This is a genomic window from Amycolatopsis antarctica (assembly GCF_002262875.1).
Lineage (GTDB): Bacteria > Actinomycetota > Actinomycetes > Mycobacteriales > Pseudonocardiaceae > Amycolatopsis > Amycolatopsis antarctica.
The window spans coordinates 296943-316622 of sequence record NZ_NKYE01000005.1; the positions used below are offsets into that span (position 1 = coordinate 296943).

The 19680-nt window shown below is 71.2% G+C and carries 19 protein-coding genes and 1 tRNA gene; 9 read left to right on the top strand and 11 right to left on the bottom strand.

All coding sequences use genetic code 11. The features are described from left to right. Positions 1 to 55 precede the first annotated feature (55 nt). The gene (locus CFN78_RS11020) at positions 56 to 796 is read right to left on the bottom strand and encodes a GNAT family N-acetyltransferase (RefSeq protein ID WP_094862622.1); all 741 of its coding nucleotides are present in this window, start codon (positions 794 to 796) and stop codon (positions 56 to 58) included. Positions 797 to 1115: 319 nt separating this feature from the next. Beyond that, positions 1116 to 2960, bottom strand: a complete 1845-nt coding sequence (locus CFN78_RS11025) for a S9 family peptidase (RefSeq protein ID WP_240519382.1) — start codon at positions 2958 to 2960, stop codon at positions 1116 to 1118. A gap of 61 nt (positions 2961 to 3021) precedes the next feature. Between CFN78_RS11025 and CFN78_RS11030 the strand changes: the two genes are divergently transcribed. Both CFN78_RS11030 and CFN78_RS11035 read left to right on the top strand, forming a co-directional pair. Next, complete coding sequence (locus CFN78_RS11030; RefSeq protein ID WP_165777525.1) at positions 3022 to 3789, top strand: class I SAM-dependent methyltransferase; 768 nt, start codon at positions 3022 to 3024, stop codon at positions 3787 to 3789. Between the two features lie 118 nt (positions 3790 to 3907). Next, entirely contained in the window at positions 3908 to 4405 is a 498-nt protein-coding gene (locus CFN78_RS11035) for a hypothetical protein (protein WP_133116325.1), read from the top strand. 342 nt (positions 4406 to 4747) lie between these two features. Here the strand turns inward: CFN78_RS11035 and CFN78_RS11040 are convergent. The 3 genes from CFN78_RS11040 to CFN78_RS11050 all read right to left on the bottom strand — a co-directional run bounded on the left by CFN78_RS11040 (position 4748) and on the right by CFN78_RS11050 (position 8387). Then, positions 4748 to 4821: transfer RNA gene (locus CFN78_RS11040), tRNA-Pro, on the bottom strand. 67 nt (positions 4822 to 4888) lie between these two features. Continuing rightward, complete coding sequence (locus CFN78_RS11045; protein ID WP_420807872.1) at positions 4889 to 5917, bottom strand: metallophosphoesterase; 1029 nt, start codon at positions 5915 to 5917, stop codon at positions 4889 to 4891. 295 nt (positions 5918 to 6212) lie between these two features. Beyond that, a complete protein-coding gene (locus CFN78_RS11050) occupies positions 6213 to 8387 on the bottom strand; it encodes a transglycosylase domain-containing protein (protein WP_094862626.1) in 2175 nt (724 codons plus the stop codon). Positions 8388 to 8733: 346 nt separating this feature from the next. On the opposite strand from CFN78_RS11050, the gene CFN78_RS11055 reads away from it, so the two are divergent. Further along, the gene (locus CFN78_RS11055; RefSeq protein WP_094862627.1) at positions 8734 to 9039 is read left to right on the top strand and encodes a WhiB family transcriptional regulator; all 306 of its coding nucleotides are present in this window, start codon (positions 8734 to 8736) and stop codon (positions 9037 to 9039) included. A 71-nt stretch (positions 9040 to 9110) separates the two neighbouring features. On the opposite strand, the gene bagB is transcribed toward CFN78_RS11055, so the two are convergent. From bagB to CFN78_RS11070, 3 genes are all read right to left on the bottom strand, one after another. Beyond that, positions 9111 to 10244 (bottom strand): ATPase BagB, encoded by a 1134-nt coding sequence (gene bagB, locus CFN78_RS11060; protein ID WP_094862628.1) that lies wholly within the window; start codon positions 10242 to 10244, stop codon positions 9111 to 9113. Beyond that, positions 10244 to 11248, bottom strand: a complete 1005-nt coding sequence (gene bagA, locus CFN78_RS11065; RefSeq protein WP_094862629.1) for an ATPase BagA — start codon at positions 11246 to 11248, stop codon at positions 10244 to 10246. The genes bagB and bagA overlap by 1 nt, the downstream gene beginning before the upstream one ends. Before the next feature lie 135 nt (positions 11249 to 11383). After that, the gene (locus CFN78_RS11070) at positions 11384 to 11635 is read right to left on the bottom strand and encodes a hypothetical protein (protein ID WP_094862713.1); all 252 of its coding nucleotides are present in this window, start codon (positions 11633 to 11635) and stop codon (positions 11384 to 11386) included. Between the two features lie 124 nt (positions 11636 to 11759). On the opposite strand from CFN78_RS11070, the gene CFN78_RS11075 reads away from it, so the two are divergent. The 6 genes from CFN78_RS11075 (at position 11760) to CFN78_RS11100 (ending at position 16090) form a co-directional block, all read left to right on the top strand. Further along, on the top strand, positions 11760 to 11921 hold the full coding sequence (locus CFN78_RS11075) for a Sp36 family protein (RefSeq protein ID WP_094862630.1): 162 nt from the start codon (positions 11760 to 11762) through the stop codon (positions 11919 to 11921). 2 nt (positions 11922 to 11923) lie between these two features. Beyond that, positions 11924 to 12382, top strand: a complete 459-nt coding sequence (locus CFN78_RS11080) for a RidA family protein (protein ID WP_094862631.1) — start codon at positions 11924 to 11926, stop codon at positions 12380 to 12382. A 36-nt stretch (positions 12383 to 12418) separates the two neighbouring features. Further along, positions 12419 to 13054 carry a hypothetical protein gene (locus CFN78_RS11085; protein WP_094862632.1) on the top strand — a complete coding sequence of 212 codons (636 nt, stop codon included), beginning with the start codon at positions 12419 to 12421 and terminating at the stop codon, positions 13052 to 13054. Between the two features lie 29 nt (positions 13055 to 13083). Further along, entirely contained in the window at positions 13084 to 14448 is a 1365-nt protein-coding gene (locus CFN78_RS11090; protein WP_094862633.1) for a hypothetical protein, read from the top strand. A gap of 131 nt (positions 14449 to 14579) precedes the next feature. Further along, the gene (locus tag CFN78_RS11095; protein ID WP_094862714.1) at positions 14580 to 15317 is read left to right on the top strand and encodes an NUDIX hydrolase; all 738 of its coding nucleotides are present in this window, start codon (positions 14580 to 14582) and stop codon (positions 15315 to 15317) included. Continuing rightward, entirely contained in the window at positions 15314 to 16090 is a 777-nt protein-coding gene (locus CFN78_RS11100) for an MBL fold metallo-hydrolase (RefSeq protein WP_094862634.1), read from the top strand. Before CFN78_RS11095 ends, CFN78_RS11100 begins: the two co-directional genes overlap by 4 nt. A gap of 4 nt (positions 16091 to 16094) precedes the next feature. On the opposite strand, the gene dnaN is transcribed toward CFN78_RS11100, so the two are convergent. The 3 genes from dnaN to CFN78_RS11115 all read right to left on the bottom strand — a co-directional run bounded on the left by dnaN (position 16095) and on the right by CFN78_RS11115 (position 19654). After that, positions 16095 to 17189: a DNA polymerase III subunit beta gene (gene dnaN / locus CFN78_RS11105; RefSeq protein WP_094862635.1), complete on the bottom strand. Its 1095-nt coding sequence runs from the start codon at positions 17187 to 17189 to the stop codon at positions 16095 to 16097. A gap of 41 nt (positions 17190 to 17230) precedes the next feature. After that, positions 17231 to 18538: an MFS transporter gene (locus CFN78_RS11110; protein WP_094862715.1), complete on the bottom strand. Its 1308-nt coding sequence runs from the start codon at positions 18536 to 18538 to the stop codon at positions 17231 to 17233. 441 nt (positions 18539 to 18979) lie between these two features. Next, positions 18980 to 19654, bottom strand: coding sequence for a Crp/Fnr family transcriptional regulator (locus CFN78_RS11115; RefSeq protein ID WP_094862636.1), 675 nt, complete (start codon positions 19652 to 19654; stop codon positions 18980 to 18982). Positions 19655 to 19680: the final 26 nt, after the last annotated feature.

The following is a 19680-nucleotide window of genomic DNA, read 5'->3' on the forward strand; positions in this document are numbered from 1 at the left end:
GCCCGGCCGCCGTGCCCCACCGAAATCCGCGGCGGGGCACGGCGGTGGCTTAGACCTAGGGCTGCAGGGAGATGGCGATCATCTCGCCGATGGTGACGTAGCCGATCCGGCCGTAGAGACGGTTCTCGTTGACGCTCTCCGTCTCCAGGTACGGCGTGGCCCCGGCGTTGAGTACCCGCCTGCTCAGGTCGGCGCCGACCGCCGAGGCGATCCCGCGCCGCCGGAACGCCGGCAGTACCGCCACGGCGGCGAGCTGCGAGAGGCCACCGCTCGGCGGGGTGCACAGTCCCGCGCCCGCCGCGACCCCGTGGCAGCGGGCGAGGACGACGGTGCCGCCGCCGGTGCCGGTGGATCGCAGGCGGGTGACGTCCGCCGCGGTGACTTCCGGTGGCCCGCCGTAGGCGATGTTCTGCACCAGCGCCGCCGCCCGCAGATCGGCGTCCGCCGCGGCGACGGTCACCGTCACGCCCGCAGGCGGATCGGGGACGCGCAGGCCCCCGGGCGGCAGGGTCATCAGCGGCAGGCGCAGGTCCACGGTGAACCCGGCCTCCGCCAGCGCCGCGTCCACGGCGGGTGCGGGTCTGACGTACTCGAGACGGGGCATGCGGCCCCGTGCGATGAACGCGGCCACCAGGTCCGCCACGTCCGCCGCCGACGGCCGCGCGCCGTCGTCCGGGATCGCGTAGTTGCGGAACGGGTGGCCGTCGTCGGCGTCGAAGTGGATCAGGAAAGGGCCGGCTCGCTGGGCGTCACGGCTGACGGACGCGCGCAGGGCCGACTGGATGTCGGAGCGCACTGTGATGGCCTCTCTGGCCGAAGGCGTGGATGCGATGGGCGTCGACGGCCACCACGGGGGGCGTGCCCGGTAGGGCGCGCAGGCTCAGCGCGGCGGCCCGTTCCGGGCCGGGATCACGGTCATCAGTCCTTCGGGAGAGTCCGGGTACCGCGCAGAAACGTACCCCGTCGGCGCCCCGCCGCGCCTCCCGTTTTCCACCCCGTCCCCAGCGCAATACGTCGACATATTGCGGTCGCCACCACCGCAATTCGTCGACATATTGCGATGCCTTGTGCACGATGCTTCGCAATACGTCGACGAATTGCGCTCGGGGGAGGGGCTACGCGATCCCGACGGCGCGCATCGCGAACGACACCTCGATGGCGGTCTGCCTGATCGTCTCGGCGATCACCAGGGAGCCGTGGCCCGCGTCGTAGCGGTAGAACTCGAACGGCACGTCCCGCGCGGCCAGCCGGTCGAGATAGTTCTCGATCTGCCGGATCGGGCAGCGGGGGTCGTTGTCGCCCGCGAGCACCAGCACCGGCACGGTGACGGCGTCGACGTAGGTGATCGGCGAGCACTCGCTGTACACGGCCGGGACGTCCTCCGGCGCGCCGCCGAACAGCGCACGGTCGAACGAACGGAGCTGCTCCATCTCGTCCTCGTACGCCGCGACGTAGTCGGCTACGGGGACGCCGGACACGCCTGCCGCCCAGCGTCCCGGCTGCGTGCCGAGGGCCAGCAGCGAGAGGTAGCCGCCCCAGGAGGCGCCGTTGACGACGCAGCGGTCCGGGTCGGACAGCCCGCTGCTCACCGCCCAGTCGTGCACGGCGGCGACGTCCTCGAGCTCGGTCAGGCCCGGCCTGCCCTCGATGGCGTCCCGCCAGGCGGAGCCGTAGCCGGTGGAGCCCCGGTAGTTGACCTCGACGACGGCGAACCCGGCGTCCAGCCAGACGGCGCGGTAGGCGGAGAAGCGGTCCTCGTCGGCGGCGTGCGGGCCGCCGTGCAGGGTGAACACGGTCGGCAGCGGGCCATCGGGGGCGTCTGCGGGGCGGGCGACGAGGGCGTGGATCTCACCGCCGAGACCGTCGACGAAGGCGTCGGTGAGCGGGGACGACGCGGGTGCGCGTTCGCCGGGGGCCTCCAGCAGGACGCTGTCGGCACCGTCGGCGTCGCGGGTACGTACCGCGGGCGGTGTCGCGGCGTCGGACCAGGAGTACTCGACGGAGCCGTCGGGGCGCACACCCGCGCCGCCGATCCGGCCGGGCGGTGTCTCCAGCGCGGTCAGCTCGCCGCGCACGAGGTCGTAGCGGTGCAGGGAGCTGCGGCCGCGATGAAAGTGCACGACGAGCAGGGCGCTCGCGTCCGGGTACCACCCGGCGACGACCTCACCGGGCAGGTCGAGGCGCAGTTCGGTCTCCTCGCCGGTAGCGGCGTCCCAGACGAGCAGTTCCTCCCGGCCGCGGCGTTCGTGCAGCACCAGCAGGCGCGGGTCGCCCGCGACGGGGGCGAACTCCAGGGCGTGCAGGCCCTTGCCCTCGCCATCCCACTTGTCGGCGACGGTGGCGAAGCCGTCGGTGGCAAGCACCCGGATGGCGGGGTGGCGGGAGTCGCCGTGCTCCGAATGGGCGATGGCGAGCAGCGTCTCGTCCCTGGACAGCGCGGCGATGCCGGCGTCGTCCTCGCTGCTGTAGAAGCGTTCAGTCCGGCCGTCGACGCTGGTGAACAGGGCACTGCCGGCGTCGGTGGAGACGCCGATCGCGGTCAGCCGGTGGCCGATCTCCAGGCCCGCGGGGTACCCGGCGTGCACGTCCCGGAGGGCGGGTTCGGCGGTGCCGCCACCGGCGAAGGGTTCGCGGACCCAGGAGCCGAACTCGTCGCCGTCGGTGTCGTCGAACCACCAGATCCACTCGCCGTCCGGGGACGTGGTGGCGTGCATGGTGCCGTTGGGCCGGTCGGTGACCTGGCGGTGCGTGCCGGTCGCCCGGTTCCAGGCGTAGACCTCCCAGACACCGCTGGCGTTGGACACGTACAGGTTCGCGTCCGGGGCGTCGAGCGCCCAGTCCGGCACGGACACACGCGCCGCGTCGAAGCGGGCCTGCCAGCGCGCTTCGACGGCGGGGTCGTCGAACAGCCGGTCCGGCACGGTGGCAGGTGGGTACTGGGTGTCGGGCTTCGCGGTCACTCTGCGATCCTGCCAGCCGGCCGGTGGTTGCCGGTAGGCGCCGCTCGTAGGGGTGTGCATGGTGTCGGAGGAGTACGTGCCCGGGTTCGCCGAGGACGCGGTGTCGATGATGTCCGCGCGGACGGTGCACACGCACGCGTCGTTCCTGCTGCCCTCGCTGCGGCCGGACGCACTGGTGCTGGACGTGGGCTGCGGCCCGGGCAGCATCACCTCGGGCCTCGGCACGATGGCGGGGCGGGTACTGGGCGTAGACCGGGAGCCCGGCCAGCTCGAACTCGCCCGCACGGCAACGCGGCGACCGTCCCGGTCCACTGTGGACTTCGCGGTGGCTGACGCGGAGGCGTTGCCCTTGCGGGACTCCTGCGTCGATGCGATTTTCGCGCACGCGCTCGTCGAACATCTCGGACGGCCGGACGCCGCGCTGGCGGAGTTCGCCAGGGTGTTGCGGCCTGGCGGCGTGCTGGCAGTGTCCACTTCGGACTGGAGTCGAGCGCGGCTGCGTCCGGCCACGGCGAATGTCGTTGCGGCGCTTCGTGGTCATTACCTGCTGCGCAGGCGGGCGGGTGGCGATCCGTTCGCGGGCAGGCATCTGGTGGATCGGGTGCGGCAGGCGGGTTTCGCCGACGTGCGGTCGAAGGTCCGGTATCGCCAGGACATGGGGTACGAGGATCTGGCCAGGTATGTGGAATCGCGGCTGGTGTCGGCGTTGTCCTCGGCGGACGGTGACCGGGAGCAGCTCGCCAGCGCGGCGCGTTCGGCGTGGGTGTGGGCGCGTGCGGGCCGTGGCGACTTCGAGCAGTGCTGGGTGGAGGTCCTGGCAACGCGCTGAGCTGGGACTTTTCCTTGTTTTGCAACCTTTTCGAGTGCTGTTCCGTCTTCATGGCAAGACGGGCCGGAGATTCCGGTGCTCAAGTCGGGGAGGTGTCATGAAGACGCGGTTCGGGGTCATGACAGCGGTTGTTGCGTTGACGGTCGGCGCCGGCGGTACTGCCGCGGCGACGACGACGCCGGAGGACGAGCAGGTCCTGCGCGCGTCGAACTACAAGGCCTTGCACCTTGGCCAGTCCGAGGCGGATGCGCTGGCGACGGGTTTGCTGGTGAATCCGCAGCCAGCCGAGGGTTGTGTGTACTACAGCATGCCGGTCTCGGAGGGCAGGTCGAATCTCGGCGGCGGTGTGTTCGTGGAGCCGTCGAAGGGTGTGGTGGTGATCAGCGGTACGGACCAGATCCGGACGCCCGCGGGTATCGGTATCGGTGCGCCGCTCGACGATGTGGAGGGCGCGTACCCGGCGCTGGCTCCGACCGGGCCGACGGGTTTCGTGTTCGACACGCCCGCGCCTGGTGGTCAGAACGGCGAGCGTTTCCGGTTCGCGGTTGACGAGGTGAACGCGGTGAGTGATTTCGCTGCGGAGGCCGCGGACACGGGTACCTGCACAACGAGCTGACCATTCCGCTCGCGAGGTTTTCGCGCCCCGTGCCGGCGTTCCGGTAAGTAGTCCGGCCGCCCGGCGCGGGGCGCAACCATGAGCGGCCCCTGGCCCGACACGGGGTGTTGGGGCGCCCGACACGGGGTGTTGGGGCGCGCGACACGGGGTGCCGTATCGCCCGACACGGGGTGGTTACCCGATCAGGTTTGGATGCGCTTTTGGCTGGTTCGGAAAGACGTCACCACGCCAGCCAGGGTGAGGAGCTCGCACCGTGGGGGCCTGGGGGGCTCGGCCCCCCAATACGACTCTGGGAGATCCCCGCCTGCGCTTTCCGCAGGCAAGGACCTCCCAGATCTACCGTCGGGGTGGCGGGATTTGAACCCACGACCTCCTCGACCCGAACGAGGCACGCTACCAAGCTGCGCCACACCCCGGAGTTACTGCTTAGCGGGTCGTCGATGAGTCTAGCGGACGGTCCGGCGGGTGCTGTACGGCGGGTTGTTACGCGCTGCCGGGCTGGGCTTTGCTGCGTTTGGCGCGACGTTTCGCCTGCTTGCCGGGGGTGTTCGGGTTGTCGCGGGGGACGAGGGTCAGCAGGGTCGCTTCGGGTGGGCAGGCGAATCGCAGTGGGGCGTAGGGCGAGGTGCCGAGGCCGGCGGAGACGTGCAGCCACATGTCCTTGCCCCAGCGGGAGGCGCCGCGGGCGCGGGAGCGGTCGAGTTCGCAGTTGGTGACGAGGGCGCCGACGCCGGGGAGGCGGAGTTGTCCGCCGTGGGTGTGTCCGGCGAGGACGAGGTCGTAGCCGTCGCGGGCGAAGGCGTCGAGTACGCGCGGTTCGGGGGAGTGGGTGAGGCCGAGCCGGAGGACGGCGCCGGGGTCGGGGGCGCCTGCGATGTCGGAGTAACGGTCGCGCCGGATGTGCGGGTCGTCAACGCCCGCGGCGAAGACGTTCTGGCCCGCGATGTCGATGGTGCGGCGGACGTGGGTGAGGTCGAGCCAGCCGCGTTCGATGAGGGCGGCGCGCAGGTCGCGCCAGGGCAGGCGAGTGCCGTGGACGCGTTTGGCGCGGCCCTTGGGCAGGAGGTAGCGGGCCGGGTTCTTGGGTTTGGGGCCGTAGTAGTCGTTGCTGCCGAAGATGAAGACGCCGGGCCGGGTGAGTAGTGGGCCGAGGGCGCGGAGCACGGACGGGACGGCTTGCGGGTGGGCGAGGTTGTCGCCGGTGTTGACGACGAGGTCGGGCTGGAGTTCGTCGAGTGCGGCCACCCAGCGTTGTTTGGACTGCTGGGTGGGAAGCATGTGCAGGTCGGAGATGTGCAGGATCTTGACCGGCCGGGTGCCGGGGCCCAGTACGGGGAGTTCGGCGGTGCGCAGGGTCCAGTGTCTGCGTTCGATGCCGGCGGAGTAGCCGAGGGTGGCGGCACCGAGTGCGGTGGTGCCGACGACGACGTTGCGCAGCGTCGATCCGGTCGCGCTGGTGCGCGCCGGACGACTATTACCGAACGTGTTCACCTGTTCAGGATACGTGCTCATGCGGGTGGGATGTCGGCGATCCGGCGGTGGCGTTCTGTTCGGCGAAGGGCGTCGCTCGCCGTGTGCGGTCCCGCCTACTGTCGGTGTGACCGTTGGCAGGCGGGGAATGTGGCTCGCCGGGCGAATCGCAATGGCGGGGCTCGATTGTCCGAGCGCATGCCCGAGTTGGTGACTTTGTGTAGTCGTCGTGGGATCGCGGCTGGGTCACGATTTCGGCTTGGTTTCGGTGAAAGCACGAGGGCCGCGCCCGCTCGTGGCGGACGCGGCCCTCGTGGCTGTGCTGGCTGTGGGGGTGTCAGCGTGGCTGTTCGTACTTGGGGTCCGGCGCGGGCAGCGGGACGGTCTCCTGCCCTTCGAGGATCTTGCTCATCGCGCCGAAGAACGTCCTGGCCGGCGTCTTGCCGCCGAACATGTTCCCCTCGCCGCAGGTGGAGACCTTGCCAGGGCCGCCGTCACAGAGGCCGCCCCGGCCACCCTCCGGGCGGAAGACCATCGCCCCGCCGGCGAGTTGCGGGGTGCCGCCGACGAAGGTGGCCGAACCGTTGCCCTGGGTGGTACCGGTCTTGCCGATCGTCGGACGCTGCCAGCCCACGGCGGCCGCCGCTGGGGCCGCCGTTCCACCGGGGAGGTCGTCCTTGCTCATGCCGACGGCGAGCGAGTTGGCCAGCCCTTCCTCGACGACCTGCTCGCAGGGCGCCTCGGTGATCGGGATCGGTTTCCCGTCGCGGTCGGTGACCTCGCCGATCGGCGTCGGCGGGCACCACATGCCGCCGCTGAGGATCGTCGCCGCCACGTTGCCCAGTTCCAGCCCGGACAGCGGGGCCGGGCCGAGGGTGAACGAGGCGTTGCCGGGCGAGTTCTCCTTCGGCCCGAACGCGACCTGCTGGCTGGTGTTGCGGCCCGCGTCGTCCGATTCCGGGTCGACGGTGCCGCCGCCGAGGTTGCTGGCCATCGTCTCGCGCATGCCGAGTTTGCTTGCCATCTCGACCACCGGGCCCATGCCGGTCTTCTCCTCGAGAATGACGAAGCCGGTGTTCGGCGAGGTCTGCAGGGCCGTCTGCAGGCTCATCGAGCCCGGATAGTTGGATCCCTCGTTGTTGTTCAGGCAGTAGGCGTAGGTGCCGCGGGCGATCAGCGGACATCGCGGTGGGCCGCCGCCGAACATCTTGGAGCTGTAGGAGCCGGGCGTCTGGATGTTGCCGAAGATCCCGGCCGCGCCCTGTTGCAGTGCGGCGGCCGCGGTGAAGATCTTGTAGCTCGATCCGGCACCGCCGGTGTTGTAGACGCCGGAGGGCAGGGCGTAGGTGGTCTGGCCCTGCGCGGCGTCGCCGCCGTAGTCGCGGTTCGCGGCCAGTGCGACGACCTCGTGTTTCTCCTTGCCGGGACGTACCAGCGAGAGCGTGTTCGCCACGTTCTTCTGCGTCTTGTTGACCTGCGTCTCCGCCGAGACCTTCGCCTCGTGGTTGGCGCGCTGGTCCATCGTGGTCCTGATGGTGTAGCCGCCGGTGTACAGGTCGTCCATGTTCATCCCGCTCTTGAGCAGGTAGTCCTCGACGTACTGGCAGAAGAAGCCGTTCTCGGTGCCCGCGCCGGTGCAGTTTGCGGCGGGCTTCGACGGACCGCCGGGGATCACGCCCAGTGGCTCGGCCTGTGCCCGCTCCGCGTCGGCGGGCGCCAGCTTCTGGTTCTCCACCATCTTCTCGATCACGAAGTTGCGGCGTTCGGTCGCCTTCTCCGGGTGGTTCCACGGGTCGAGCGCGCCGGGGTTGTTCACCATCCCGGCCAGCAGCGCACCCTGGGCCACCGACAGGTCCTTGGCGTTCACCCCGAAGTAGGACTTGGCCGCGGCACCGACGCCGTAGATCTGGCGGGAGAACTCGACGACGTTGAGATAGCCGGTGAGGATCTGCTCCTTGGGCATCTTCGTCTCGAGCTGGATCGCGATCCGCGCTTCCTTCAGCTTGCGGGCGATCGACTGCTCCTGGGCCTTTTCCTGGCCGACCTTGGCCTCGGTGTCGTTCTCGTCCTTGACCCGGTGCACCACGTTGATCAGGTAGTTCTTGACGTACTGCTGCGTCAGGGTCGATGCGCCCTGGGTGTCGCCGCCGCTCTGGTTGCTGATCGCGGCCCGCATCGTGCCCTTCCAGTCCACGCCGCGGTGGTCGTAGAAGCGCCGGTCCTCGACGGAGACCAGCGCCCACTTCATGGCGTCGGAGATCTCGTCGCTCGCGGTGGGGATGCGGTACTGCTTGAACAGCGTCGCGATCGGGTTGCCGGCGGAGTCGGTCACCGTGGTGACCAGCGGCGGCGGATCGTTGGCGAGGTCGGACGACATGGAGTCGACCGTGGTACTCGCCTGGTTGGAGACGACGCCCGCGGCACCCGCGACCGGGAACAGCACCCCCGCTACCAACACCCCCGCGAGCAGGCAGAGGCCGGTCAGTTTCAGCAGCCCATCCGTCTTACGCACGTTGCCAGGGTACGCGGGCGCGGTGAGTTCGCCGTGACCCCGCGCCCTACCGGCGGAAGTAGCACTGAGCTACGGACGACACTCCGGCGTTGACCAATCCGTGACCAACGAAAGTCCCACATAGATCTTGGCGACGGGAACCGTCGCCCCCTACAGTCCGTCCATCTCACGAAAACAGCCGACAGACGGCCAGCCGTGGTGGGAGCCGCGACTGATCCGGATGTGGCGACCGGTGCCTGGGGAGGCTCCGGTGGGGACGTGAGCACGCAGGAGACCTGCTCGCGGGGGACGAACGCACTTCTGTCGACCCCTGCCGCCGGTCACAACAGGGTAGGGAGCTGGGGGTATGGAGACCAAGCAGTCGGACTGGCGAGTCAAGGCGTCGTGCAGGGACACCGATCCGGACGGGCTCTTCGTCCGGGGCGCGGAACAGAATCGGGCGAAGCTGGTGTGCATGGGCTGCCCGGTCCGCACCGAATGTCTCGGCGAGGCGCTGGACGGCCGGATCAACTTCGGGATCTGGGGCGGCATGACCGAACGCGAACGGCGGGCACTGCTCCGCCGCAGGCCGGACGTGTCGAACTGGCGGGAGTTGCTCGACACGGCGAAACGTGAGTTCGCCGTCGACATCGAGGCGATGAAGGTCGGCTAGCCGCAACGGGCTACGGAAAGGGGAATCCGGCGACGGGTTCCCCTTTCCCGTGTCCGGGGCTCGTGTCCGGGTCAGGCTTCCTGGGTGGCGAGCCGGTCGCCGATGTCGCGCAGGCCGGTGACGTCGTGGACGTCGCTGGGCAGCGCGGGCACCCGCGCCACCGGCACCTCGCCGTGCGCCCTGGTGAACCGCTCCAGCAGGCGTTTCTCCCGCTCGGCCAGCGCCACCCGGTCGGCGTGCAGCCGCAGCACGGCCGTCGCCAGTGGGGCGCTGCGGCCGTCGCGTTCGAGCGCGTCCGCCGCGGACCGTGCCTCCTCGGCGGACAGGTCGGCCAGTACCGGATGGGTCCGGTTGGCCACCAGCCCGGACAGCGGCATCGACTCCTTGGACAACCGCTCCACGAAGTAGCTGGCCTCGCGCAGCGCGTCCGGCTCCGGCGCGGCGACCACCAGGAACGCGGTCCCCGGCGAGCGGAGCAGCTCCGCCGTCTTGCGGGCCCGCTCACGGAACCCGCCGAACATGCTGTCGAAGGCCTGCATGAACGCCGAGGCGTCGGCCAGCAACTGCCCGCCGATGATCGTCGACACCGCCTTGGCGAACATCGTCACGCCCGCGCTGACCACCTTGCGCAGCCCCCAGCTCCCGGCTTTCGCCGGGCCGGTGAGCAGACGGATCATCCGGCCGTCGAGGGCGGTGGAGAGCCGGTTCGGGGCGTCCAGGAAGTCCAGCGCGGACCGGCTCGGCGGGGTGTCGACGATGATCAGGTCCCAGTCGCCGCTCGCCGCGAGTTGCCCCAGCTTCTCCATCGCCATGTACTCCTGCGTGCCGGAGAACGAGGTGGAAATGGTCTGGTAGAAGGGATTCTGCAGCAATTGCTGCGCGCGTTCCGGCCCGGCGTGCTGCTGCACCATGTCGTCGAAGGTGCGGCGCATGTCCAGCATCATCGCCCAGAGCTCGCCCTTCGGCTCGAAGCCGGCGACGGAGACCTGACGCGGGTGGTTGCCGAGTTCGCGCAGGCCCAGTGCCTGCGCGAGCCGCCGCGCCGGGTCGATCGTCAGCACCACGGTCTGCCTGCCGCGTTCGGCGGCGCGCAGCGCGAGCGCCGCGGCCGTCGTCGTCTTGCCGACGCCGCCGGAACCGCAGCAGACGATCACCCGCGTCTCCGGCGAGTCGATCAGCGCATCGATGTCGAGGACGGGCGCCATCACCGGACCCCCTGTTCGACGAGTGCCTCGGCGAGTTCGTACAGCGCGGCGACGTCGATCCCGTCGCCCGCCTCGGGCAGCTCCAGCGTGGGCAGGTCGGCCTCGGTGAGCTGCTCGCGGGCGCGCTGCTCGGCGGCCACCCGGATCGCGTGCTCGACGGTCTCGGAGACCAGCGCCTCCAGAGTCGCGTCCGGCAGCTTCAGCCCGGCGCCCGCCAGCCCGTCGCGTACCCGCGAGGCGTCGACCCGGCCGTCGGCGGCGGCGGTCACCGAGCGCGCGGGCAGCCGGGGCGGACGTACCCGGTTGACCAGTACCGCGCCGGGGCGCAGGTCGGCACCGTCCAGCTCGGCGACGCCCTCCACGGTCTCCCGGACGGGCATCTCCTCCAGCAGGGTGACCAGGTGCACGGCCGTGTCGCCGGAGTGCAGCAGCTTCACCACACCCTCGGCCTGGCCACGGATCGGCCCGGTCTTGGCGAGGTCGGTGAGGGCCTTCGTGACGTCGAGGAACTTGACCACCCTGCCGGTCGGCGGGGCGTCCACGACGACGGCGTCGTAGGTGTACCTGCCGTCGGACTCGGTGCGGCGGACACACTCCTTGACCTTCCCGGTGAGCAGCACGTCGCGCAGTCCTGGCGCGAGCGTGGTGGCGAACTCGATCGCACCCATCCGGCGCAGCGTCCGCCCGGCGAAACCCAGGTTGTAGAACATCTCGAAGTACTCGAGCAGGGCGGCCTCGACGTCGATGTGCAGCGCCCGCAGCTCCCCGCCGCCGGGAGCCGAGGCGATCCGCTGCTCGGCGTACGGCAGCGGCTCGGTGTCGAAGAGCTGCGCGATGCCCTGCCTGCCCTCGACCTCGACGAGCAGCACCCGGCGCCCGCCCGCGGCGAGGGCGAGCCCGAGCGAGGCGGCGAGCGTCGTCTTCCCGGTGCCGCCCTTGCCGGTGACGAAGTGCAGCCGGGTGCGGGCGAGTTCGTCGGTCCAGCCGGTCAGCGAAGTGCTCACCCGGCCCAGCCTAAGCCAAGATCCCGGGTGGCGAGCGGCGAAGCCGGGGCCGCCACCGGTGGTGCCGACCGGGGTGCCCGCGTTGGCCGTGCACCCGGCTCGGCGAGAGGTTTCGCAGGTCGCGGCCGGGTCGGACTAGCCGGCGAGCATCAGCATGCCGACCACGGCGGTGACCGTGACGACGATTCCCCAGGCCAGCCAGCCCGGCAGCACGGTGAGCATCAGCACACCGAGCACCAGCACGACGGTGAAGGCGATCGCGCCGACCGTGGCCACCTGGCCACCCGGCGCGCGACGGCGTTCCCGCACGTCGGCCATGATGATCAGCACGCCCATGACGCCGGATACGGCCAGCAGGATCGTCGCGATGATGCGCCAGGTCTCCACGGTGATCACGCTATCGGCAAGAGGCGTCCGGGGGCCTGCTACCTAAGTCGGTAAACGGACATCGGCGGGGGTAGACCAAACCTGAGGGTTAGCCGCCGGGGGGTTCTTGGTTACGCTCACGCCCATGAGTGCCACCAAGTGGGAGTACGCCACCGTTCCGCTGCTGATCCACGCCACCAAGCAGATCCTCGACCAGTGGGGAGAGGACGGCTGGGAGCTGGTGACCGTGCTGCCGAACCCGAGCGGTGAGCAGCACGTCGCGTACCTCAAGCGGGAGAAGGGCTGACGATGACCTGGACCGCGAAACTCGCCGAGCTGGGCATCGAGCTGCCGGGCGTCGCCGCTCCGGTCGCCGCCTACGTGCCCGCGGTGCGCAGCGGCTCCCAGGTGTTCACCTCGGGCCAGCTCCCGTTCGTCGACGGCTCGCTGGCCGCGACGGGCAAGGTCGGCGCCGAGGTCAGCCCGGAGGATGCGAAGCAGCACGCCCGCACCGCGGTGCTGAACGGCCTCGCCGCCGTGCACGCCCTGATCGGCATCGACAAGGTCGTCCGCGTGGTGAAGGTCGTCGGCTTCGTCGCCTCCGCCGAGGGGTTCACCGGTCAGCCCGCCGTGATCAACGGTGCCTCCGAGCTGCTGGGCGAGGTCTTCGGTGACGCCGGCGTGCACGCCCGGTCCGCCGTCGGCGTCGCGGAGCTGCCCCTGGGCGCGCCGGTCGAGGTGGAGCTGATCGTGGAGGTGGCCGAGTGACGGTCCGCGAACCCGAGGCGAAGGACACGTTCTGACATGAGCTCGACCGGAACCGATCCCGAGCAGGCCTGCCACGAGTTGCTGCTGCGGCTCGCGGGCAGGCTCCCGGACCAGACGCTGTGGCGTTTCCGGGACTGGCTCGGCGAGGGAGCACTGCCCACGCTGGCCCGGACCATGCCGCGCGCACTGCTCAAACACGACATCGATCTCGAGCAGCACGATCACCAGTTGCTCGTCGAGGCCCTGCTGCCGCACGGTGCCGACCGGCACCAGGTCAGCTCCACCCTCGGCATCGACGAGGTCGAGGAGAACCGGTACTCGTTCGCGATGACCGCCCCCGACCGGGGCAACGCGGTCGACACCGTAGGCGTGGTCGTCAACGCGGTGATGCGTGGGCGACCGGAGGTCGGCGAGGTCCGGGAGACCTGGCGGGAGAGCTCGCAGGCGGGCCGTCCCGCGAAGCGTGTCCTGCTGGTCGACGCCGTCGCCGGCATGCCGCGGCTGACTGGTGAACTGCAGCGGCTGCTGCGGGCGCTGGGCGATGCCGAGCCCAGCGTCGAGGTTCTGCCACCCCACATCGACCTGCCGGTCTACCACCAGGCGGCGCTGGAGAACTCGCGCTTCGTGTGCGCGGGTGCCGCGCCCGCCGGTGACCGGCTCGTCCCGGCTTAGCTTTTCGCCGCGAGCGGATGGAGTAGCGCATGGTTGAGGTTCACGACGGGCTCGGGGTGTCGCTTCGGCTGCACAACCTGCTGCTGGCACTGGCGGGCAGGCTGGACGACAGCGCGCTCACCGAGGCCCGCGAGATGGTCGCCCGCTCCCGGCTCGACGAGGCCGTCGAGCTGGTCGCCGGGGCGCTGATCGCCGGCCGGATCCCGATGACGGCGGACGAGCAGCGGGAGCTGGCGGCGGTGCTGGAGCTGAGCCGCTCCGATGCGGTGCTGGCCGGGCAGCTCACCATCGGCGACTACGCGCCCCTGCACCGCTTCACCGGGATGAACGACCCGGACCGCGGGATCGTCTCGGCGCTCGACCGGACGTTGCGGGTGCTGCCGGATCTGCGGACGGTGCACGCCGTCTGGCGCAACACCCCCTCGGGCAGTGTGCCCGGTCCGCTGCCGCAGCTCGTGGTGCTGGTGACCATGGGCGCAGACGGCCACCCGCCCGCCGCCGCCTACCGGGTCGACGCGGCACTGCGCCGCGCCGGGATCCGGGCGGTGGTGGAGGTCAGCGGTCCGGACTCGCCGATCTCCGCCTACCACCAGGCGGCGCTCGACGTTGCCGCTCCGGTGTGGGACTCCGGTTCCTCGCCGCTGCCGGCCGCCGAGCCGCCCGCCGCGCCGCGTGCCCCGCAGGCCGTCGCCCCGGCGCCGCCGATCCCGGCCACGCCGATGGCACCTCCGATGGCGCCCCCGATGGCCTCGACCGCGTCCTCGGCGGCCTCGTCGATGTCGCCCTCCGCGTCGGCGAACCCGCCCGAGCGCTCCGGTTCCTCGCCGGCGTCGATCCCGCCGCCCCCGCCTGCCATGACGTCCTCCGGTTCGTCGGCCGCACCCGCGACGTCCTCGTGGACCCAGCAGCAGCCGGACGTCCCGGCCAAGCCGGTCCCGCAGGCACCCCCGGCGCTGCGGGCGCTCGCCCCGGTGAAGGACCTGCCCTCGCGCGCCGACGCCGCGAAGACGCCCAAGCACGAGGCGCCGAAGCCGCAGCACCCCAAGGCCCCGCCGAAGCAGGACCTGCCGCGGGAGAAGGCCAAGGAGGAACGGGCCGACCGCCGGGTGAGCACCGCCGAGCTGTCCGCCGCCGAGGTGACGCAGTTGCGCAAGGCGCTCGCCGAGGACCCGGAGAAGGGCAGGGCGATGGTGGCGAACATTCAGCCGCACGACATCGTCGAGCTGCCCGCGCTCGACCTGGACGACCCGCAGCTCAGCGACCGGGACCGGCAGTTGCTGCGGGAGCTGCACGAGGAGCTGGCCGAACGGGAGCGTGCCGAGTCGGACAAGGTCGGCGCCAACGGTGGTGACAAGTCGAAGGGCTCGTGGTGGGACGGCTACTCGGGTTCCTGATCCCGGGCAGCTACGGCCGCGGTGCGTGATCGGCGTATGTTGCCAGCGTGCCGCGACGACGTCCGAACCTGAACTTCGACCTGCCGCTGCCGGGTGGGCTGCCCGAGCCGTCCGCCGTGCCGGTCGAGCCGATGCCCATCCGGGACGCGGCCACGGTCGTGCTGCTGCGTGATACGGCCCGGGGCGTCGAGGTGTTCCTCCAGCGCAGGGTGACGGCGATGGCCTTCGCCGGCGGGATGACGGTCTTCCCCGGCGGGGGCGTCGACAAGCGGGACGCGGACGCCTCGATCCGCTGGGCCGGGCCACCCGCCGCTCGATGGGCCGAATGGTTCGACTGTTCCGAGTCGCTGGCAAGGGCGCTGGTCTGCGCCGCCATCCGGGAGACCTTTGAGGAGTCCGGCGTGCTGTTCGCCGGTACCGAGTCCGAGCTGGTCACCGACACCGCCCGGTACGCGGCCGAGCGGCAGGCGCTGGTCGCGCGGGAACTGTCGCTGGCGTCCTTCCTCGGTGAGCACGGCCTGACCCTGCGCGCGGACCTGTTGCGCGGCTGGGCGAACTGGCTGACCCCGGACGGCGAGCCGCGCCGTTACGACACCCGCTTCTTCCTCGCCGCCATGCCGGAGGGACAGCACGCGGACGGAGCCACCACCGAAGCCGAGACCTCCGGCTGGTGGCGTCCCGCCGACGCGCTCGCCGACGCGGAGGCCGGCAACAGCATGCTGATGCCGCCGACCTGGATCACCCTCGCCGAACTGGCCGAGTTCGGCACGGCCGAGGAGGCTCTGGCCGCCGACCGTGAGCTGGACAAGATCGTTCCGACGCTGAGGCGCGACGGCGACACCGTCCGAGTGGTGCTGGAGGATTCGTGACCCATCCCGCGTACGGCGTGCCGCGCCCCGTCTCGGCGGTCGCCTCGGTGGTCCTGGAGAACAACCCGTCCTCGATGACGCTGGAGGGCACGAACACCTGGGTGTTGCGCGCGCCGGGGACGCGGGAGTGCGTCGTCGTCGATCCCGGATACCAGGACGTGGAGCATCTTCGGGTGGTGCGCGACGCGGGCCCGGTGGCGCTGATCCTGCTGACACACGACCATCCCGATCACGTCGAGGGCGCGCCCTGGCTGGCCGCCGAGACCGGGGCCCCGGTGCGGGCGTTCGCCGGGGCACTCTGCCGGGATGCGGCGGCCTTCGGCGACGGCACGCTGATCTCCGCCGCCGGGCTGGACATCGAGGTGCTGTACACGCCGGGCCACACCGGGGATTCGGTGTCGCTGCGACTGGAGCACGAGGGCCGGGCACAGGTGCTGACCGGCGACACCGTGCTCGGCCGCGGCACCACGGTGCTCTCCGACCTCGGCGCCTACCTGGCGTCCCTGCGCACGCTCGCCGCGGTGCCGGAGGGCACGCTCGGGCTGCCCGGTCACGGCCCGGAGCTGCCGGATCTGGCGGCCACCGCCCGCGAATACCTGGCGCATCGCGAGCAGCGGCTCGACCAGGTGCGCGCGGCGCTGAGCAGGCTCGGCCCGGACGCCACCGCCCGGCAGGTGGTGGAACTCGTCTACGCCGACGTCGACCGTGCGCTGTGGGTGCCCGCCGAGGCGAGTGTGCGGGCGCAGCTCGACTACCTGCGGGCCGCGGAGTAGGACCTCACCGGCCGGGCGCGCGCATCGGCATCACGTAGTAGGTGATGTTCACGTCGCCGGGGTCGACGGCGCTCACGATCGTCGCCCGCATCCCGGGCTGGATGCCGAGCGAGACCTCCTGCCCGGTGAACGGGCGCAGCGCGTCGAGCAGGTACCGAACCTGGAACGAGGGCGAGGTGCGCCCGCCGGACACGTCCGCCTTGACGTGCTCGGTGGCCTCACCCGAGCGCTGGTTCGCGCCGGACAGCCGGATCTCCCCGTCGGCGACAGCCAGCTCCAGGACGCCTCCCGCGTCGGTGTAGAGCCCGATCCGGCGGACGGCGGCGGCCAGCGCGCCGGCGTCGATCCGCAGAGTGGTGTCCACAGTGGACGTCTGGATCGCGTCCGGGGACAGGAAACCGCCGTCCAGCACGGCGGTGCTCACGTGGACGGAACCCCAGCTCGCGCCGAACCGGTTCGGCGCGGTGTGCAGCCGGACGGTGCCGCCGGCGAGCTTGGCCAGTTCACCGAGCAGCCCGGCGGGGACGAGCACGTCGAACGGTGCGGTGCCGCGCATCGGCAGGCTCGCCGTCGCCATCCGGTACCGGTCCGAGCCGACGAGGCGCAGCAGCGTCCCGTCGCCGTGCATCCGCACCCCGGTGAACATCGGCAGGGAGTCGTCCTTGGCCGCGGTGCCCGCGACGGTACGCAGCGCGGTGGCGAGCGCGATCGCGTCGACCTCGGCCACCGGGTCCGTCGCCGGGGCTCCGGCTCCCGGGTGCAGGTCCCGGTCCAGCAGCGGCAGGGCGAAACGGGCACCTGGCACCCGCACGGCCAGCTGGGAACCCTCGACGACCAGCCGTACGGCCGGATCTTCCAGCGCTCGCAGGGTTTCCGCGAGCGGCTTCGCCGGGACGAGCACGGTGCCCTCGGTGTGCGCGATGGCCGCACAGGACAGCGACACGGCCCGCTCCCGGTCGTTCCCGGCGAGTGTCAGCCCGTCCGCCGTGGCGTGCAGCAGCAGTCCGGCGAGCACCGGTTCGGTGTAGCGGGGGGCGAGCAGCCGGGTGGCCTCGGCGGTGGCGTCGGCGAGCGCGGCGGTGTCTGCGGTGAGGTCCATGCATGCACGCTAGGACCTGCCACCGACACCGAGCGTCCGTCTCAGACCCCGGCGACGGCGGGTACCCGTTCGACCGGCGTCTCCGGTTCGCGCACGGTGCCCCGGCGGGCCAGCACGACTCCGGCCAGTGCGATCGCCACCACGGCCGCGGCGAGGAAGGCGGCGGGCGGGCCACTGTGCTCCACCAGGTAGCCGCTGATCGACTGTCCGAAGGCGAGCCCGAGCGTGATGGCGGTGAGCACCCAGCCGAAGGCCTCGGCCGCCGAGTTCCGCGGTGCCACGATCTCGATCGCCGCCGAGTGACTGGTGGACTGCGGGGTGATCAGCGCGCCCGCGGCCAGCATGGCGATCGCCAGTCCCCACAGCGTCGACGGCCAGGCCAGGATCGCCACGCAGGCGCCGAACGCGGCGAGCAGTACCGGCAAGCGCATCCCCATCCGGCGTGGCCACGGGCGCAGGCTGTACGCGACGCCGAAGGCCACCGAGCTCACCGACCAGGCGGACAACAGCAGACCGCCGACGGCCGGGCTGCCCGCTTCGGTGGCGGCGGCGGGCACGGCGACCTCGACGAAGCCGATCACCATGCCGAAACCGAGGGCCGCGAGCGCGAGCGTGCGCATGCCGGGCGCGGCCAGCGCGCCGAGCAGCCTGCCCCCGCCGCGTTCGGTGGCCGGGCCCCAGGCGCGGACGGTCGGGCTGAGCGCGAAGGACAGCGCGCCGGTGATCATGCACAGGCCGCCGACGACCATGCCGGTGCCCGGCCACGGCGCCGTGATGAGCAGTCCGGCGAAACCCGGCCCCAGGATGAAGAACGCCTCCATGCTGATCGCCTCGTAGGAGTACGCGGCGTTGCGGGCCGAGCCGGGTGGCAGCAGCCTGCCCCAGAGTGCGCGGGAGGCGGAGCCGACCATCGGCTCACTGAGGCCGACCGCGGTGGCCAGGGTGACCAGCAGGGCGGTGGAACCCCGCGACTCGATCGCAAGGGCGAGCGCGGTCAGCGCGATGGTGAAGATCGTCGTGGTGATCACCAGCGGCCGGGTCGGGCCGAAGCGGTCGATCAACCTGCCCTGCAGCACCGATCCCAGGGACACGCCGACCAGCGAGCTCGCCGAGACGAGACCGGCGGTGGCGAAGGAGCCGGTCTGGTGCTGGACGTAGAGCAGTGCCGAGATGCCGATCATGGCGATGGGCAGCCGCGCGAGCAGGGAGGAGACGACCGGGCGGCGCGAACCGGGAACGCCGAGGGCGACCCGGTAGTCGGCGAGCGTGGTACGGCCGTGCGCGGTATCGGCGGACGCGGTATCGGCGGACGCGGTATCGGCGGACGCGGGGTCGGCGGACTGGGACATGCGTACCATTATGCACTTACTGGTACGGCGGTACCACTCAATTCTGGATGGTGCCGGTCACCATGGCTCGTCCGGACCAGCAAGTTGCACCGAACGGTCTCGGTTGGATAACAGTGGGTGGAACTAGGAAGGAATCGCGCAACGAAACGTTGTCGTTAGCGTCTTTGAGGGTGAACGGCCTTGAAGTAAGGGGTAGGGGTCGTGCGATGGTTGTAACACCAGAATTGACACGCGTGACTCCCTCCGGCAAACGGTTCGGGGCCTGAGACCGGAGGGCGGGGAGCGCGGACCGTCGGGGGATGGTCCGTGCACAGCGAAGGGCCGGTGCGCCACGTCGGGGGTGGCGCCCGGCCCTTCGTCATGAGCGGGTCCGGAACGTCCCGTGGTGGCCGCCGGTCAGGGCCGCCACCACGGAGATCCGTTCCGCGGATCGGCTTGTCGTTACCGGGCGCGGCGCGCCATGCGCTCGGGGTCGAGGATCAGCACGCTCTTGCCTTCGAGTCGGAGCCAGCCGCGGTGCGCGAAGTCGGCGAGAGCCTTGTTCACGGTCTCGCGGGAGGCGCCGACGAACTGCGCGATCTCCTCCTGCGTCAGGTCGTGCGTGACGCGCAGCAGTCCGGCTTCCTGGCTGCCGAAGCGCTGCGCGAGCTGCAGCAGCGCGCGGGCGACCCGTCCCGGAACGTCCGTGAAGATCAGCTCGGCCACCATGTTGTTGGTACGGCGCAGCCTACGGGCGACCACGCGCAGTAACTGCTCCGCGATCTCCGGCCGGGTCCCGATCCACTGGCGGAGCGCGGGACGATCCATCGTCACGGCACGGACCTCGGTCACGGTTGTCGCGGTGGAGGTGCGCGGCCCCGGATCGAAGATGGACAGCTCGCCGAACATGTCCGAGGGCCCGAAGATGCCGAGCAGGTTCTCCCGCCCGTCCGGCGACTTGCGACCGATCTTCACCTTGCCGGACTGGATGATGTAGAGCTTGTCGCCCGGCTCGCCCTCGTTGAAGATCACGTGACCCCGGGGGAAATCGACGTTCTCCAGGGTCTGCGCGAGCGCCTCAGCCGCCGCCGGTTCCACGCCCTGGAAAATGCCCGCGCGGGCCAGGGTCTCGTCCACCTCGTCCTCCTCATGGTGCGGCGACC

What these genes read in the sequence shown, in the direction of transcription:
- CFN78_RS11035 (WP_133116325.1), top strand. Translation starts at nt 3,908, where the DNA reads ATGACAGCGGTTGTTGCGTTGACGGTCGGCGCCGGCGGTACTGCCGCG.
- CFN78_RS11045 (WP_420807872.1), bottom strand. Translation starts at nt 5,917, where the DNA reads ATGAGCACGTATCCTGAACAGGTGAACACGTTCGGTAATAGTCGTCCG.
- CFN78_RS11055 (WP_094862627.1), top strand. Translation starts at nt 8,734, where the DNA reads ATGGAGACCAAGCAGTCGGACTGGCGAGTCAAGGCGTCGTGCAGGGAC.
- bagB (WP_094862628.1), bottom strand. Translation starts at nt 10,244, where the DNA reads ATGGCGCCCGTCCTCGACATCGATGCGCTGATCGACTCGCCGGAGACG.
- CFN78_RS11075 (WP_094862630.1), top strand. Translation starts at nt 11,760, where the DNA reads ATGAGTGCCACCAAGTGGGAGTACGCCACCGTTCCGCTGCTGATCCAC.
- CFN78_RS11080 (WP_094862631.1), top strand. Translation starts at nt 11,924, where the DNA reads ATGACCTGGACCGCGAAACTCGCCGAGCTGGGCATCGAGCTGCCGGGC.
- CFN78_RS11085 (WP_094862632.1), top strand. Translation starts at nt 12,419, where the DNA reads ATGAGCTCGACCGGAACCGATCCCGAGCAGGCCTGCCACGAGTTGCTG.
- CFN78_RS11090 (WP_094862633.1), top strand. Translation starts at nt 13,084, where the DNA reads ATGGTTGAGGTTCACGACGGGCTCGGGGTGTCGCTTCGGCTGCACAAC.
- CFN78_RS11095 (WP_094862714.1), top strand. Translation starts at nt 14,580, where the DNA reads ATGCCCATCCGGGACGCGGCCACGGTCGTGCTGCTGCGTGATACGGCC.
- dnaN (WP_094862635.1), bottom strand. Translation starts at nt 17,189, where the DNA reads ATGGACCTCACCGCAGACACCGCCGCGCTCGCCGACGCCACCGCCGAG.
- CFN78_RS11110 (WP_094862715.1), bottom strand. Translation starts at nt 18,538, where the DNA reads ATGTCCCAGTCCGCCGACCCCGCGTCCGCCGATACCGCGTCCGCCGAT.